13 protein-coding genes are annotated in these 14,330 nt (G+C 76.1%); 6 read left to right on the forward strand and 7 right to left on the reverse strand.

Translation table 11 applies throughout. From position 1 onward, the window contains the following. The first annotated feature begins 18 nt into the window (after positions 1-18). The gene (locus tag ACX9I7_RS06495; RefSeq protein WP_459386752.1) at positions 19-2,091 is read left to right on the forward strand and encodes a HelD family protein; all 2,073 of its coding nucleotides are present in this window, start codon (positions 19-21) and stop codon (positions 2,089-2,091) included. 162 nt (positions 2,092-2,253) lie between these two features. Here the strand turns inward: ACX9I7_RS06495 and ACX9I7_RS06500 are convergent, their stop codons facing one another. Continuing rightward, positions 2,254-2,952 carry a copper homeostasis protein CutC gene (locus ACX9I7_RS06500; RefSeq protein WP_459386753.1) on the reverse strand — a complete coding sequence of 233 codons (699 nt, stop codon included), beginning with the start codon at positions 2,950-2,952 and terminating at the stop codon, positions 2,254-2,256. 81 nt (positions 2,953-3,033) lie between these two features. Here ACX9I7_RS06500 and ACX9I7_RS06505 point away from each other — a divergent pair, with 81 nt between their 5' ends. Beyond that, entirely contained in the window at positions 3,034-3,684 is a 651-nt protein-coding gene (locus ACX9I7_RS06505) for an HD domain-containing protein (RefSeq protein ID WP_189453289.1), read from the forward strand. Here the strand turns inward: ACX9I7_RS06505 and ACX9I7_RS06510 are convergent. Together ACX9I7_RS06510 and ACX9I7_RS06515 are read right to left on the reverse strand one after the other, a co-directional pair. Beyond that, the gene (locus ACX9I7_RS06510; RefSeq protein ID WP_189453287.1) at positions 3,674-3,946 is read right to left on the reverse strand and encodes a DUF4031 domain-containing protein; all 273 of its coding nucleotides are present in this window, start codon (positions 3,944-3,946) and stop codon (positions 3,674-3,676) included. The two genes, ACX9I7_RS06505 and ACX9I7_RS06510, sit on opposite strands and share 11 nt — an antisense overlap. A gap of 15 nt (positions 3,947-3,961) precedes the next feature. Further along, positions 3,962-4,366, reverse strand: coding sequence for a hypothetical protein (locus tag ACX9I7_RS06515; RefSeq protein ID WP_459386754.1), 405 nt, complete (start codon positions 4,364-4,366; stop codon positions 3,962-3,964). 63 nt (positions 4,367-4,429) lie between these two features. Here ACX9I7_RS06515 and ACX9I7_RS06520 point away from each other — a divergent pair, with 63 nt between their 5' ends. Genes ACX9I7_RS06520 through ACX9I7_RS06530 form a run of 3 tightly spaced genes read left to right on the forward strand, consistent with a single transcriptional unit; the run spans position 4,430 to position 7,805 of the window. Next, positions 4,430-5,359 carry a MurR/RpiR family transcriptional regulator gene (locus ACX9I7_RS06520; RefSeq protein WP_387575466.1) on the forward strand — a complete coding sequence of 310 codons (930 nt, stop codon included), beginning with the start codon at positions 4,430-4,432 and terminating at the stop codon, positions 5,357-5,359. 27 nt (positions 5,360-5,386) lie between these two features. Continuing rightward, a complete protein-coding gene (gene murQ / locus ACX9I7_RS06525; protein WP_387575464.1) occupies positions 5,387-6,331 on the forward strand; it encodes an N-acetylmuramic acid 6-phosphate etherase in 945 nt (314 codons plus the stop codon). A 31-nt stretch (positions 6,332-6,362) separates the two neighbouring features. After that, positions 6,363-7,805 (forward strand): PTS transporter subunit EIIC, encoded by a 1,443-nt coding sequence (locus tag ACX9I7_RS06530; RefSeq protein WP_459386755.1) that lies wholly within the window; start codon positions 6,363-6,365, stop codon positions 7,803-7,805. Here ACX9I7_RS06530 and ACX9I7_RS06535 read toward each other — a convergent pair. Further along, complete coding sequence (locus tag ACX9I7_RS06535; protein WP_459386756.1) at positions 7,768-10,221, reverse strand: helicase-associated domain-containing protein; 2,454 nt, start codon at positions 10,219-10,221, stop codon at positions 7,768-7,770. The two genes, ACX9I7_RS06530 and ACX9I7_RS06535, sit on opposite strands and share 38 nt — an antisense overlap. A 142-nt stretch (positions 10,222-10,363) precedes the next feature. On the opposite strand from ACX9I7_RS06535, the gene ACX9I7_RS06540 reads away from it, so the two are divergent. After that, positions 10,364-11,329 carry a hypothetical protein gene (locus ACX9I7_RS06540; RefSeq protein ID WP_387575458.1) on the forward strand — a complete coding sequence of 322 codons (966 nt, stop codon included), beginning with the start codon at positions 10,364-10,366 and terminating at the stop codon, positions 11,327-11,329. Positions 11,330-11,357: 28 nt separating this feature from the next. On the opposite strand, the gene ACX9I7_RS06545 is transcribed toward ACX9I7_RS06540, so the two are convergent. The 3 genes from ACX9I7_RS06545 to ACX9I7_RS06555 are packed head-to-tail and all read right to left on the reverse strand — an operon-like array spanning position 11,358 to position 14,265. Further along, a complete protein-coding gene (locus ACX9I7_RS06545) occupies positions 11,358-12,167 on the reverse strand; it encodes an ABC transporter ATP-binding protein (RefSeq protein ID WP_459386757.1) in 810 nt (269 codons plus the stop codon). Next, positions 12,164-13,237, reverse strand: a complete 1,074-nt coding sequence (locus tag ACX9I7_RS06550) for a FecCD family ABC transporter permease (protein ID WP_459386758.1) — start codon at positions 13,235-13,237, stop codon at positions 12,164-12,166. Before ACX9I7_RS06550 ends, ACX9I7_RS06545 begins: the two co-directional genes overlap by 4 nt. After that, positions 13,234-14,265 carry a FecCD family ABC transporter permease gene (locus ACX9I7_RS06555; protein WP_387575452.1) on the reverse strand — a complete coding sequence of 344 codons (1,032 nt, stop codon included), beginning with the start codon at positions 14,263-14,265 and terminating at the stop codon, positions 13,234-13,236. Before ACX9I7_RS06555 ends, ACX9I7_RS06550 begins: the two co-directional genes overlap by 4 nt. Positions 14,266-14,330: the final 65 nt, after the last annotated feature.

Consider the following 14,330-nt stretch of genomic DNA (forward strand, 5'->3'; position numbering starts at 1 on the left):
ACGTCTGGAGGCTCCGCCGTGCCCGCGCAATCCGTGCCCGCGCAATCCGTGAACGCGAACGATCCCCTGGAGCGCGAGCGTGCCCATCTCGCCTCGTCCCGCGCCGCGTTGCGGGCGATGCGGGCCGATGTCGAGGCGCTCGACATCAAGGACGTCACGGCCAACTGGGTCAACGCCGCCGTCCTCCAGCGGCAGATCGACGAGCGCATCGCCGCCCTCGCCGATCTCGCGCACACCCCGCTCTTCTTCGGCCGGCTGGACTACCTCCACGCGCCGGGAGCGGAGAAGGCGGAGGGCGCGGAGGGCGAGCGCTTCTACATCGGGCGGCGGCACGTCCACGACGCCGACGGCGACCCGATGGTGATCGACTGGCGGGCGCCGGTCTCCCAGCCGTTCTACCGGGCCTCGAAGAAGGACCCGATGGACGTCGGGACGCGCCGCCGGTTCGGTTACACCGGGGGCGAGTTGACCGCCTACGAGGACGAGGACCTCACGGACGCGGCGGGCGGCGAGCAGGCGAGCCGGCTGCTCCAGACCGAGATCGAACGGCCGCGCGTCGGCCCCATGCGGGACATCGTCGCGACCATCCAGCCCGAGCAGGACGAGATCGTCCGCGCGGGCATCGGCGGCACGGTGTGCGTCCAGGGCGCGCCCGGCACCGGGAAGACTGCCGTCGGGCTGCACCGGGTCGCGTACCTGCTCTACGCCCACCGCGAGCGCCTCGCCCGCACCGGCACGCTCGTCATCGGCCCGAACCGGTCCTTCCTCCGCTACATCGAGCAAGTGCTGCCCGCCCTGGGCGAGTTGAACGTCGCGCAGGCGACCGTCGACGACCTCGTCGGCCATGTGGAGGTGCGGGGCGCGGACTCCGCCGACGCCGCGCGAATCAAGGGCGACGCCCGGATGGCCGAGGTGCTGCGGCGCGCGGTGCGCGCGGGGGTGACGATGCCGGTGGAGCCGGTGGTCGTCGTGCGCGGGTCGCGGCGCTGGCGGGTCCCGGCGTACGAGATCGAGGAGATCGTGCGGGAGTTGCTCGACCGCGACATCCGCTACGGCGCCGCGCGCGACGCGCTGCCGCAGCGCATCGCCCACGCCGTGCTCGTCCGCATGGAGGAGGCCGGCGAGGCCCCCGACGACCGGGTGCAGGACGCGGTCGCGCGCAACGCGGCCGTGAAGGCGGCCGTCAAGGCCGTGTGGCCGGCCGTCGACCCGGCGAAACTGGTGCTGCGGCTGCTGTCCGACGCGGAGTTCCTGGCGGAGCACGCGGCGGGCGTGCTGACGGAGGACGAGCAGCGGACCGTGCTGTGGGCCCGGCCGGCCCGGAGCGTCCGGTCGGCGAAGTGGTCGGCGGCGGACGCGGTGCTCATCGACGAGGCGACGGACCTCGTGGCGCGCACCCCATCGCTGGGCCATGTGGTCCTGGACGAGGCGCAGGACCTCTCGCCCATGCAGTACCGCGCGGTGGGCCGCCGCTGCACGACCGGTTCGGCGACGATCCTCGGCGACCTCGCGCAGGGCACGACGCCGTGGGCGACGTCGAGCTGGGCGGAGGCCCTGACCCACCTGGGCAAGCCGGAGGCGGCGGTGGAAGAGCTGACGCAGGGCTTCCGCGTGCCGCGCGAGGTCATCGCGTACGCGTCGCGGCTGCTGCCCGCGATCGCGCCGGGGCTGGCGGCGGCGACGTCCATGCGGGAGTCGCCGGGCGACTTCGCGGTACGGGCGGTGGCGCTCGACGGGCTGGACGACGCGGTGCTCGCCGCGTGCGGCGAGGCGCTGGCGCGGGAGGGATCCGTCGGCCTGATCGCGGCGGACTCGCGGGTCGCGGCGCTGGGGGAGCTGTTGACGGCGGCGGGGCTGCCGTATCTCGCCCCGGGCGAGGAGACGACGGAGGCGGCACGGCTGACGCTCGTGCCGGCATCGCTGGCCAAGGGCCTGGAGTACGACTACGTCGTGCTGGACGAGCCCGCGGCGGTGGTGGCGGGGGAGCCGGACGAGCGGACGGGGCTGCGACGGCTGTACGTGGCGCTGACGCGGGCGGTTTCGGGGCTGACGGTGGTGCACGCGGAGCCCTTGCCGGGGGCGCTGGGGTGAGCTTGCCGGGTGCCGGGTCGGCCGGGTCGGCCGGGTGCGGTTGTTCGGCACCGCCGGGCCGGTACGTCTCGGCTGGGCGCCGTCGCGGCGGGGAAGGGGCCCCTGTCCCGCCCCTTCCCGTTTCCCGGGGCTCCGCCCCGGACCCCTGCGCCGGGCCCCGCGCTAGGCGTCCAGCGCCACCCGCCACGCGGCGACCGCGTCCGCCGAGACCGGGGAGTCCCAGCCGGAGGGGCGCGCCGCGCCGCCGATGTGGAAGGCGGTGAGGCCCGCCGACCGCAGCACGGGCACGTGCTTGAGCTTCAGCCCGCCGCCGACCATGATCTGCGGCTCGTAGCCGGGCTCGTCGCGGCGCGTCGCCTCGGCGAGGAGCGTGGCGAGGCCGTCGTCGACGCCGGAGGCGGCGCCGGCGGTGAGGTAGGTGTCGAGACCGGGCTGGTCGGCGAGCTGCTTGCGCAGTGCGTCGCGGTCCGCCGCGCGGTCGATCGCGCGGTGGAAGGTCCAGCGGGCCCGGGGCCCGACCGCGTCGGCGAGGGCCGCCACCGCCGGGAGGTCGGCCCGGCCGTCGTCGGTCAGGAAGCCGAGGACGAACTCCTCCGCCCCCTCCGCCCGCAGCGCCCGCGCCGTGCCGCACAGGGCCTCCAGCGCCGCCGCGCCGCCCGCCGAGAAGCCGTCCGTGGCGCGCAGCATCACCCGTACGGGGATGTCGACGGCGTCCCGTACGGCGGCGAAGGTCTCCCGGGTGGGGGTGAGGCCGTCGGCGGCCATGTCGCTGACCAGTTCGAGCCGGTCCGCACCTCCGGCCTGTGCGGCCGCCGCGTCCTCGGGGCCGAGCGCGATTACCTCAAGAATTGGTCTAGACATGTACTCAAGCCTGCCACACGCGCGGGCCGTGCACGCGGCCGTCCCCTCAATCACCCCTCCTACGGGGCACATAATCGAGTCATGGCAGCCACGAGTCCCCACGAGGCCCTGCACGCCCGCTGGCGGGAGACCGTCGAACGGGTCCGCACCGCCGACGGGCCGGACCCCGGCCCGTACGCCGACGACCTCCTGGCGCGCTGGGGGGAGCCGCAGCGTCGCTACCACACGGTCGACCACCTCGCCGCCGTCCTCGGCCACCTCGACACGCTCGCCCCCCACGCCGAGGACATCGAGACCGTCCGGCTCGCCGCCTGGTTCCACGACGCCGTCTACCGCCCCGACCGCTCCGAGAACGAGGAGCGCTCCGCCCACCTCGCCGAGCGCGCCCTGCCCGAGCTCGGCCTGGACCACACCCGTACCACCGAGGTCGCCCGCCTCGTCCGGCTCACCACCAGCCACGACCCCGCCCCCGGCGACCGCGACGGCGAGACCCTCTGCGACGCCGACCTCGCCGTCCTCGGCGGCACGCCGCACGAGTACGCCCACTACGCGGCGGCCGTCCGCGAGGAGTACGGCTTCGTGCCCGACGACGTCTTCCGCGAGGGCCGCGCCGCCGTGCTCCGCCAGCTGCTGGCGCTGCCCAGGCTGTTCCGCACCCCGCTCGGTCACGACCGCTGGGAGCTGCTGGCGCGGCGCAACCTCACCGCCGAGCTGGAGCTGCTCACCGGCTGACGCCGCTCCGCTTCCGCCTCCGCAGCCCCGCCCCCCTCAGCAGCCGCACCACCTCACGGCTGCTCACCTCCACCGCGCCCAGCCGCACGGCGTCCCCGTACGTCGTCGACAGCACGTCGTAGTGATCGCCGTCGAACGCCTGGCAGGGCAGGCCCAGGCCGGCGGCGAAGGTGTGGAGTTCGTCGAAGGAGACATCGCTGACCAGGTGGGACCACATGCGGCCGTGGCCCGGCCAGTTCGGCGGGTCGATGTAGAGGGTCACCGGAACGCCATCCGGTCAGTGCCCGTGCCCGTGCTCGTGCCCGTGTTCGTGGCCGTGGCCGTGACCGAGGGCCGTCCCCAGGGAGCCCACGGGCGCGATCAGCACGGCCTGCTTGGCGCAGGCCCAGTGCGGGTCGGGGCCGAGCTCCGGCTCGACCTCCAGGGCGTGGGGGTCGCCCGTGTCCGTGCAGACCGGGCACAGGGGCCAGCGGCCGTGCCGTTCCAGCAGGGCGTCCTGGACGTCCTGGGCCACCAGGCCGGGCAGGAACGCCGTGCCCTCGGGCCACTGCTCGACCCACCACCGCCGGTGCGCGACCGCGTCCTCGACCAGTGAGACGACGTCGGCGTCGGCCGCGTCGCCCGCCACCAGATCGGCGAGGACGAGCGCGCGTGCCGTGTGCAGTGCCTGTTCGAGCTCCATGCGATCCATTGTCGGGCGCCCGGAGGGTTGACGGCACACCGGGCCGAAAATACCTTTCACGATGTGAGCAGCAAGGTGAAGGAAACTGCCATCACTTCCCGTCCGGCGCTCCCTACCCCGCCCGCCGCCCTGGCCGCCAAGGTGCGCACCCTCGCGCCGTCCATGACCCGCTCCATGCAGCGCGTCGCCGAGACCGTGGCGGGCGACCCGGCAGGGTCCGCGGCGCTCACCGTCACCGGGCTCGCGGAGCGCACGGGCACCAGCGAGGCCACCGTCGTGCGCACCGCCCGCGTCCTCGGCTACCCCGGCTACCGCGATCTGCGGCTCGCGCTCGCCGCGCTCGCGGCCGAGCAGGCGGCGGGCCGGGCGCCCGCCGTCACCGCCGACATCGCCGTCGACGACCCGCTGGCCCGCGTCGTCGCCAAGCTCGCCCAGGAGGAGGCCCAGTGCCTGGCGGACACCGCCGCCGGGCTCGACGCGGCCGCGCTGGAGGCGGCCGTCGCCGCCCTCACCGCCGCCCGGCGCGTCGACGTCTACGGGATCGGCGCCTCCAACCTCGTCGGCCAGGACCTCGTCCAGAAGCTGCTGCGCATCGGCCTGATCGCGCACGCGCCCGCAGATCCCCACCTGGCCGTCACCAACGCCGTCCAGCTGTGCTCCGGGGACGTGGCCATCGCCATCACCCACTCCGGGCGCACCACCGACGTCATCGAACCGCTGCGCGTCGCCTTCGAGCGCGGGGCGACCACGGTCGCGATCACCGGGCGGCCCGACGGGGAGATCGCCCAGTACGCCGATCACATCCTCACCACGTCCTCCGCCCGGGAGAGCGAGCTGCGCCCGGCGGCCATGTCGAGCCGCACGAGCCAGCTGCTCGTGGTGGACTGCCTGTTCATCGGGGTCGCGCAGCGGACGTACGAACGCGCGGCGCCCGCCCTGTCCGCCTCCTACGAGGCGCTGGCCCACCGGCACGCCCCGCGCGACCGGCGCTGAGACCGACAGACCGACAAGGAACCGCCCATGGACTCCTCCGCCGACCCGGTCGCGCTCGGGGCGCAGCTGGCCGCCCTCACCACGGAGGCGTTCCGGCCCGACCTCGCCGACATCGACCGGCTGCCCACCCGGGACATCGCCGGGATCATGAACGCGGAGGACGCCGGCGTGGCCGCCGCCGTCGCGGCCCGGCTCCCCGAGATCGCCGCGGCCATCGACGCGGCCGCCGAGCGCATGGCGCGCGGCGGCCGGCTGATCTACGCGGGCGCGGGCACGGCCGGGCGGCTGGGCGTGCTGGACGCGAGCGAGTGCCCGCCGACGTTCAACACCGGCCCCGGGCAGGTCGTCGGCCTGATAGCGGGCGGCCCCGAGGCCCTGGTGGCGGCCGTCGAAGGGGCCGAGGACGACGCGGCGCGGGCCGCCGCCGACCTGGACGCGCTGGAGCTCGGGCCCGACGACACGGTCGTCGGCGTGTCCGCCTCGGGCCGCACCCCCTACGCCGTGGGGGCCGTCCGGCACGCCCGCGCGGCCGGGGCGCTCACGGTGGGGCTGGCCTGCAACGCCGGTTCGGCGCTGGGCGCGGCCGCCGAGCACGCCGTCGAGGTCGTCGTGGGGCCCGAACTCCTCACCGGCTCCACCCGGCTGAAGGCGGGCACGGCGCAGAAGCTCGTCCTCAACATGATCTCGACGATCACGATGATGCGGCTCGGCAAGACCTACGGGAACCTCATGGTCGACGTCCGTGCCTCCAACGACAAGCTGCGCGCCCGTTCCCGGCGGATCGTCTCTCTCGCCACGGGCGCGGCGGACGAGGAGATCGAGGCGGCGCTGACCGACGCCGGCGGCGAGGTGAAGAACGCCATCCTGATCCTCCTCGGCGAGGTCGACGGGCCCACGGCCGCCCGGCTGCTGGAGGCGGCGCACGGCCATCTGCGGGCCGCCCTGCGCGCGGCGGGCGCGGCGCACGGCTGATCACCCGTCACGGCCGTACCGTCATGCCCTGATGAACCATCAGGACACCGCCGCCGCCCTCCTCCCCCTCCTCGGCGGCGCCGGCAACGTCCGTACCGTCGGCCACTGCATGACCCGGCTGCGCGTGACGGTCGCGGACCGCGCACTCGTCCGGGGCGCGGAACTGCGGGCGCTGCCGGGCGTGCTGGGCGTGGTGGAGGACGGGGAGTCGTGGCAGATCGTGCTGGGGCCGGGGACGGTCGCCCGGGTGGCGCCGGAGCTGGAGCGACTGGTGGACGCCGCTTCCCCGGCCTCGCCAGGCCGTGGCCCTGCCTCCGCCGACGTCCTCGCCGAGCGCGGCGCCGCGCTGCGGGAACGGCGGCGGGCCCGTAACGCCACGCCCGGCAAGCTCTTCCTCCGCCGCCTCGCCCAGATCTTCGTCCCGCTGATCCCCGCCCTCGTCGGCTGCGGCGTCATCGCGGGAGCCGCCGGGCTGCTGGCCAATCTGCGCTGGCTGCCCGCGCTCGTCCCGGCGCTGTCCGCGATCGCCTCCGGCTTCATGTCGCTGATCGCGGTGTTCGTCGGGTACCGGACGGCGAAGGAGTTCGGCGGCACGCCCGTGCTGGGTGGGGCGGTCGCGGCCGTCATCGTCCATCCGGGCGTCGCGCACGTCACCGTGTTCGGGCGGCAACTGGCCCCCGGGCAGGGCGGGGTGCTGGGGGCGATGGGCGCGGCGCTGCTGGGGACGGTCGTGGAGAAGGCGTGCCGGCGGGTGGTGCCGGAGGCCCTGGACGTGCTGGTGACGCCCTTCCTGACGGTGCTGCTGCCGGGGCTGGTGACGCTGTACGGGCTGATGTTCGTGGCGGGCGAGGTGTCGGCGGCGATCGGCCGCTGCGCGGAGTGGCTGCTGGCCAACGGGGGCGCGGTGGCGGGCTTCGCGCTGGGCGGGCTGTTCCTGCCGCTGGTGATGCTGGGCCTCCACCAGGCGCTGATCCCCATCCACACCACGCTCATCGCCGAGCGGGGCTCCACCGTTCTGCTGCCGCTGCTCGCGATGGCGGGCGCGGGACAGGTGGGGGCGGCGCTGGCGGTCTACGTCCGGCTCGCGCGTGACGTGTCGGTGCGCAGGGTGATCCGTTCCGCCCTTCCGGCAGCGCTTCTCGGCATCGGGGAGCCGCTGATCTACGGGGTTTCGCTGCCACTGGGCAGGCCGTTCGCCACGGCGTGCGTGGGGGGCGCGTTCGGGGGCGCGTTCGTGGGGCTCTGCCACCAGCTGGGGTACTCGGTGGGGGCGACGGCCATCGGGCCGTCGGGGTGGGCGCTGTTCCCGCTCCTGGCGGGGAACCACGGGCCGGTGAGGGCGGTGGTGGTCTACGGGGCGGGTCTGGCGGTGGGATACGGGGTGGGGTTCGGGGCGACGTACGCGTTCGGTGTGAGGGGCCCCGGCCCCGAGGACGTCACACCACGTCGTCCGCCAGTTCCGCCACTCCCGTGATGCGGTGCAGCGGATACGTCCGGACCTCGTCCGCCGTGTGGTCGTACGCCGTGACGAAGCCGCCCTCCACGCGGATCGGGGCGATGACGCGCTGGCTGGCCGCGCCCTCCGCGTTGACGTAGCCGATCCAGACGGCGGCGCCGGTGAGGACGGCGGCCTGGACCGTGGCGAGGGTGTCGGCGGACGTGGTGCGGGGCAGCCCGCCGTCGGCGGGGGCCGGGGCGGCGACGGGCTTGCGCTCGGCCGTGGCGGCCAGGTCGCCCGCCCGGACCGCGCGGACGGCGGCGCCCAGCAGCGTCGCGTCGGGCACGGGCGGACCGTCGGGGACGGGCGCCGGGGCGGTGCGCGGCGGCGTGCGGTGGACGTCGGCGCGGCTGACCACCACGTCGCCCTCGGCGGACTCGGCCGCCGGCGCGTACCCCATCGCCCGCAGCCCCTCCAGCAGCGCGTCGGGCGCGACCTGCGCCGCCAGGACGGTCCCGGCGAGCCGGCGCAGCCGCAGCGGTGCCGAACGGCGGTCGGCGAGGATCTCGCCGAGGACCGCCTCGTCGTCGCAGCGCAGGTACGACGACGCCGCGCCGACCCGCAGCCGGCCGTGCCGCCGGGCCACGTCGTCCACCAGATAGGCGAGAGGCTGGGGCACGGGCGTGCGCGAGTGGGCGGTGAGGAACGCGTGGAGGTCGGCCGCCGTGCGGCCCGCGTCCAGGGCGCGGCGCACCGAGTCGGGGGTGAAGCGGTAGACGGTCGCGCCGCCCTTGGACTCGATGTCCGCGAGCACCGCCAGGGCCTGCGCGAGCGGGCGCCGCAGCGGGCCGGGGGCGACGGCGGTCAGGTCCGCCTGGAGCAGGACGTGGTCCAGCGGTTCGGGCAGCAGCGGGGCGAGCAGGCCGGCGGCCCGGTCGGGAGCGTCGAGCAGGGCCCGGCCGGGCGCGGAGAGCGCGCCCCGGTTCGTCACGCCCAGCAGCTCCGCCTCGGCCAGCGCCCAGCGGGCCAGCCGCGAGCGGGTGTCCTCGGGCGCGTCCGGGGCCGCCGGGCGCGGCGGCCGCTCCCAGCGGAGCCGGGCCAGCAGCGTCTCCTCGGCCACGGACGCCCCGGCGGGCAGCCCGGCGAGGAGGGTCAGCACCCGCCGGCGGACCTCGGGGGCGGGGGAGCGGTCGAGGTCCGGGCCGAGGGCGGCGAGGGTGCGGCCCTTGGCGTCCTTCTCGCCCGTGAGGCCCGGCGTGCGGGTCATGGCCAGCCACGCCGTGGCCAGGCGCCGCCAGCGGTGCTCGGCGGGCAGCGGCAGCCAGTCGTCGTAGGCGGGGGTGGGGGCGTAGCGCTCGTCGACGTCGCCGTCGGAGGCGAGCAGGCCCGCCGCGTACGCCAGCTCGGCCCAGAACGCGGCGGCCGTCTCGGTGGTGTCCAGACGGGTCGCGGCGCGCTTGAGGTCCCGGACGCTCAGGCCGCCCGCGCGCAGCACGAGCGGGCCGGCGGTCTCCCAGTCGGCGAGGAGCTCCTCGACGGTCGTCAGCGCGGTGAACGCCGCTCCGGCGGCGGTCGCGTCGACGACCTGGGGGGAGTGCTCGGTGACGGGCGCGAGGTCGGGCGCGACCGGCTCGGTCGTGCGGTGCGCGCGCCCGGCGCGCAGGTGGAGGGCCGCTTCGCGGGGCAGGACGACGTTGCCGGGCGTGACGGTCAGCAGCAGGCCCCGGTCGAGGAGCCAGCGCAGGTGGGGGGCGGGCGTGGCGGTGACCGTGCCGTAGGGCGGGCCCCACTGGAGCTTGCCGAGCACGGCCAGGGACTCGGCGGGCGCGTCGGCGAGCAGCGCGGCCATGCGCTCGCGGTCCTCGAAGAGGGAGGTCAGCGCTGCCACGGCGGTCACCGGATCGTGGGTGGCGGGCAGCCCGGCCGCCGCGATGATCTCCTGGAGCCGGCCCGGTGACATTCCGGCCGTCACCTCGGCGACGGCCGGGCCCAACCCGGTGGGGGACGGGTGCCCGGCGGAGGGCGCGAGGAGCTCGCGGGCGGTGCGCACCAGCCGCAGCCGGTCCTCACCGCCCCACACCAGGGCCGTCTCGCGCAGTGTGGCGACGGCGCGCGGGAGCTCGGCGGCGACCCTCGGGTCATCCGGTCGGTCGCCGTTCATGAGTGCGGCGAGCGTCCCGTACGGGCAGGGGTCGGGGGCCACGGCCAGCGCCTCGGCGACCTGGAGCGCGAACCGGTCCAGCCGGTCCAGCGCCCGGACGACGGAGGCCCGGGTGGCGGCGCGGGTGGCGAGCTGGGTGAGGTCGCCGGGCACGGGACTGAGCAGGTCGGGCCGGGCGCGCAGGAGATCGGCGAGGGCGTCGTCGGGCCGCCCCCGCAGCTCCTCGGCGAGTGTGCGCGGCCCCGCCGCCGTACCGCCGCCGGTGCTGCCGTTCTCCCGCGAAGTGGTCATTCTGTTTACGGTACCGGGTCGCCGTGCCGCGGCCCCGGGTTCACCGGCTCGGCCCGGGCCTTCGTCCGTGACCGGGTGACGGCGGGTGCGGAACCGGTACCTTCGGTGGGGTTCGACGGCTCGTGCGGCCTTGGGGGCTTCGGTGGGGATCGAGAGCGATCAGCTGGTTTACGACTATCTGAGCAAGGTCGGGGACCTCGCCCAGAGACAGTCGCTCACCTCCGGCGACCGGATGCGGCTGGTGTCGCGGCTGCGTGCCGAGATCGAGCGCCGGCGCGCGGCCGAGGGCGCCGACACCCCCGCCGCCGTGCGGCGCATCCTCGACGGGCTGGGTACGCCGTCGGAGGCGGTGGCGGCCTCGGGCACGGCGGGCTCGGCTCCGGCGGGCGGCGTGGCCGACGCGGGGCGGGTGCCGGCGCAGCGGCGGCCGGGGGCGGAGGAGGCGGTGCCGTCCGTGCCCGTCGCGGCCCGTCCGCGCCGGCTCGGCGGGCCCGCGGCGCCACCGCACCTGGCGACGGAGGAGGAGCTCGGGCGGGCCGACTGGTGGCGGGTGGAGCCGGGGCCCTTCGCGCCGGCGGATCCCGGGGGCGCGGGGGACGCCGTGCACGGGTTCACCGGGGGGATCGAGATCCCGGACATGCTGAAGCCGCCGCCGTCGTTCGAGAAACAGCCGGAGGCCGACGCCGTCACCGCCGAATCCGAGACGGAGGCCGGCGAGGACGAGTCCCCCGGCGACGACCGCCGCTTCAGCTTCTGGCGCTCCAAGGACGGCGTCCCCATGAGCCCGCTCCTCCTGCTCGTGGCCGTGCTGCTCGTCGCCGGGGCGATCCTCGGCAACTGGCTGGTCCTGGCGGCGGGCTGGGCCCTGGCCTACGCGACGCGCCGCCTCACGCAGACGGAGTCGAAGTGGGCCGTGATGGGCGTGCCGGGCCTGGCGGTGGCCGGCGCGGTGGTCTGGCTCTGGGGCCGCACGGAGGGTCGCTGGGGCGACCCGATACCGCAGGGGGCGATGGCGTCGGCCCTGGCGGAGACGTGGCCGGTGGTGGTGAAGGTGGCGGCGGTGGCGTCGGCGGCCTTCGTGCTGTGGCGGGCGCGACGGCCGGGCTGACGCGCCCCGGGGGCGCCGCCCGGGGCGGTCACCCCTGCCACGGCCTCCCCGGCACGACCATCGGTCCGCCCGTCACCGGATCCGGCACCACGACCGCCTCCAGGCCGAAGACCTCCCGCACCAGCTCCGCCGTCACCACGTCCGACGGCCGCCCCTCCGCCACCACCCGCCCCGCCTTCATCGCGACCAGATGATCCGCGTACCGCGCCGCCTGGTTCAGGTCGTGCAGCACGGCGACGACCGTCCGCCCCCGCTCGTGGTTGAGGCGCCGGACGAGGTCCAGGACCTCCACCTGGTGGGAGATGTCCAGGTACGTCGTCGGCTCGTCGAGCAGCAGCAGGTCCGTCTCCTGCGCCAGCGCCATCGCGATCCACACCCGCTGGCGCTGCCCGCCGGAGAGTTCGTCCACCTGACGATCCGCCAGCGCCGCGACGTCCGTGCGGGCCATGGCGTCGGCGACGGCCCGCTCGTCGTCCTCCGACCACTGCTGCCACCATCGCTGGTGCGGCTGCCGGCCGCGGGCGACGAGGTCGGCGACGGTGATGGCCTCGGGCGCCACGGGGGTCTGCGGCAGCAGCCCCAGCGACCGGGCGACCCGCCGGGTCGGGATGCGGGCGAGCTCCTCGCCGTCGAGCAGCACCGAGCCCCGCGCGGGCTTCAGCAGCCGCCCCAGCGCGCGCAGCAGCGTCGACTTGCCGCACGCGTTCGGGCCGACGATCACCGTGACCCGGCCGTCCGGGACGTCCAGGTCCAGGCCCTCGACGACCGTGCGCTCCTCGTAAGCGAGCGTCAGCTCCCGGGCGCCGAGCCGGCTCGTGGCACTGGTGGTGACGGTCACGCTTTCCCTCCCGTACGCCCGCGGGCGATCAGCCAGATCAGGTACGGCGCCCCCACGGCCGCCGTGAGGACGCCCACCGGCAGCTGGGTGGGCTCCAGGAGCTTGCGCCCCAGCAGGTCCGCCGTCACCACGATGAACGCGCCCAGCAGCGCCGAGCCCAGCAGTGGGATCTGCGCCGTGCGGGTCATGCGGCGGGCGATCTGCGGGGCGAGCAGCGCCACGAAGTCCACCGGGCCCGCCGCGCCCGTGGCGACGGAGGCGAGGACGACGCCGAGGCCCGCCAGCCCCAGCCGGGTCCGGTTCAGCCGGACGCCCAGCGCGGTCGCGGTGGCGTCGTCCAGCGACACCGTCCGCTGCGCCCGCGCCGCCCAGCAGATCGCGGGCAGGGCGGCCAGCAGGGTCCAGGCGAGCGGTGCCGCCTCGTCCCAGCCGCGGGCGCCCAGGGAGCCCGTCAGCCACACCTTGGCCTGCTGGGCGACGAGGTAGTCGCCCTTGGTCAGGAACAGATGGGTGACCGAGCGCAGGGCGACGGCGAAGCCGATGCCGATGAGCACGAAGCGCGCGGCCTGCAGCCCGCCCCGCCACGCGAAGGCGTAGACGAGGCCCGCCGCGAGCAGCCCGCCCGCCACCGACAGGTAGGGCAGGACGGAGTACGAGGTCATCCCGAAGGTCATCGCCCCGACCGTCAGCGCCCCCGCGCCCTGGCTGACCCCGATGACGTCGGGGCTGGCCAGCGGGTTGCGGGCGACGGTCTGGATGAGCGCCCCGGCCACGCCGAAGGCCGCGCCGGCCAGCAGGCCCACGGTCATCCGGGGGAGCCGGGCGGTGCCCACGGCGAACTCGGCGGAGGACGGCTGTCCGAGGAGCACCTTCAGGACCTCCCCCGGGGAGGTGTCCGGCATGCCCAGGCACAGGTACGCCAGGCACGCCCCGGCCAGCAGCACGGTCAGCGCCAGGGCGACGACCGTGGCCCGCCGGTGGACGAGGAACGAGCCGCGGCCGACCCGTACCAGGGCGTACCCGTACGGCCTCGCCGCCGCCGGTGTCCCGGGCGTCGGTATCGCGCTCACGCCGCCACCGCCTTGCGGCGGACCAGCGTCACGAGGAAGGGCAGGCCGAGCAGCGCGGTCATCACGCCGGACGGCACCTCGCCCTCCGTGTAGACCACCCGGCCGAGGACGTCGGCGGTCAGCAGGATCACGGGACCGAGCAGCGCGGCCATCGGCAGCACCCAGCGGTGTCCGGTGCCCACGAGCGCGCGGGCGATGTGCGGGACGGCCAGGCCCAGGAAGGCGATCGGCCCGGCGGCCGCGACGCCCGCGCCGGTGAGCACGGTGGCGCCGAGCCCGGCGGTGACGCGGACGAGCCCCACGTTGCGGCCCAGGCCCTTCGCCATGTCCTCGCCCAGCGCGAGCGCGTCCAGGCCACGGGCGGACGCCAGCACGGCCGCCGCGCCCACGAGCAGGAACGGCCAGAGCTGCGCGGCGACGGCCGCGTCGCGCCCGGCGATCGAGCCGACCTGCCAGAAGCGGAACTCGTCCAGCGCGGACGCCTCGGTGGTCAGGACGCCGGAGATGACGGAGACCAGCAGCGCGTTGATCGCGGCCCCGGCCAGCGCCAGCTTCACCGGCGAGGCCCCGCCGCGCCCGCGCGTGGCGACGGCGTAGACGCCCACGGCGGCGACGGCGGCGCCCGTGAAGCCGAACCAGACGTAGTCGCTCAGCCGGTGGAGCCCCGCCGCCGTCATGGCCACGACGACGCCCAGCGAGGCGCCCTGGCTGATGCCGAGGACGCCCGGGTCGGCGATGGGATTGCGGGTGACGCCCTGGAGTGCGGTGCCCGCCAGGGCGAGGGCCGCGCCGACCATCACCCCGATCAGGGTGCGCGGCACGCGGAAGCTGCGCACGGTCACGGAGTCGGGGTCCGTGCCGCCGTGCAGCAGCGCGTCGAGGACGTGGGAGGGGGCCACCGGGCGGCTGCCGACGGCGAGGCTGAGCAGGGCCGCGACGGCCAGGGCGGCGACCGCTGCCGCCATCCAGCCGACGCGGCGGCGGACCGACGACGGTCCGGGGCTGCTGATCGGGACGGCGGCTGACATCGCTTCCAAAACGCCGGCCCCAAAAGGGCCGACAGGTCGACAAACCGGCATTGCGACCATGACGG

This window comes from Streptomyces sp. L500 (assembly GCF_054551825.1).

Coding starts and splice junctions, on each gene's coding strand:
- ACX9I7_RS06500 (WP_459386753.1), bottom strand. CDS start 2,952: ATGTCTAGACCAATTCTTGAGGTAATCGCGCTCGGCCCCGAGGACGCG.
- ACX9I7_RS06505 (WP_189453289.1), top strand. CDS start 3,034: ATGGCAGCCACGAGTCCCCACGAGGCCCTGCACGCCCGCTGGCGGGAG.
- ACX9I7_RS06515 (WP_459386754.1), bottom strand. CDS start 4,366: ATGGAGCTCGAACAGGCACTGCACACGGCACGCGCGCTCGTCCTCGCC.
- murQ (WP_387575464.1), top strand. CDS start 5,387: ATGGACTCCTCCGCCGACCCGGTCGCGCTCGGGGCGCAGCTGGCCGCC.
- ACX9I7_RS06530 (WP_459386755.1), top strand. CDS start 6,363: ATGAACCATCAGGACACCGCCGCCGCCCTCCTCCCCCTCCTCGGCGGC.
- ACX9I7_RS06535 (WP_459386756.1), bottom strand. CDS start 10,221: ATGACCACTTCGCGGGAGAACGGCAGCACCGGCGGCGGTACGGCGGCG.
- ACX9I7_RS06555 (WP_387575452.1), bottom strand. CDS start 14,265: ATGTCAGCCGCCGTCCCGATCAGCAGCCCCGGACCGTCGTCGGTCCGC.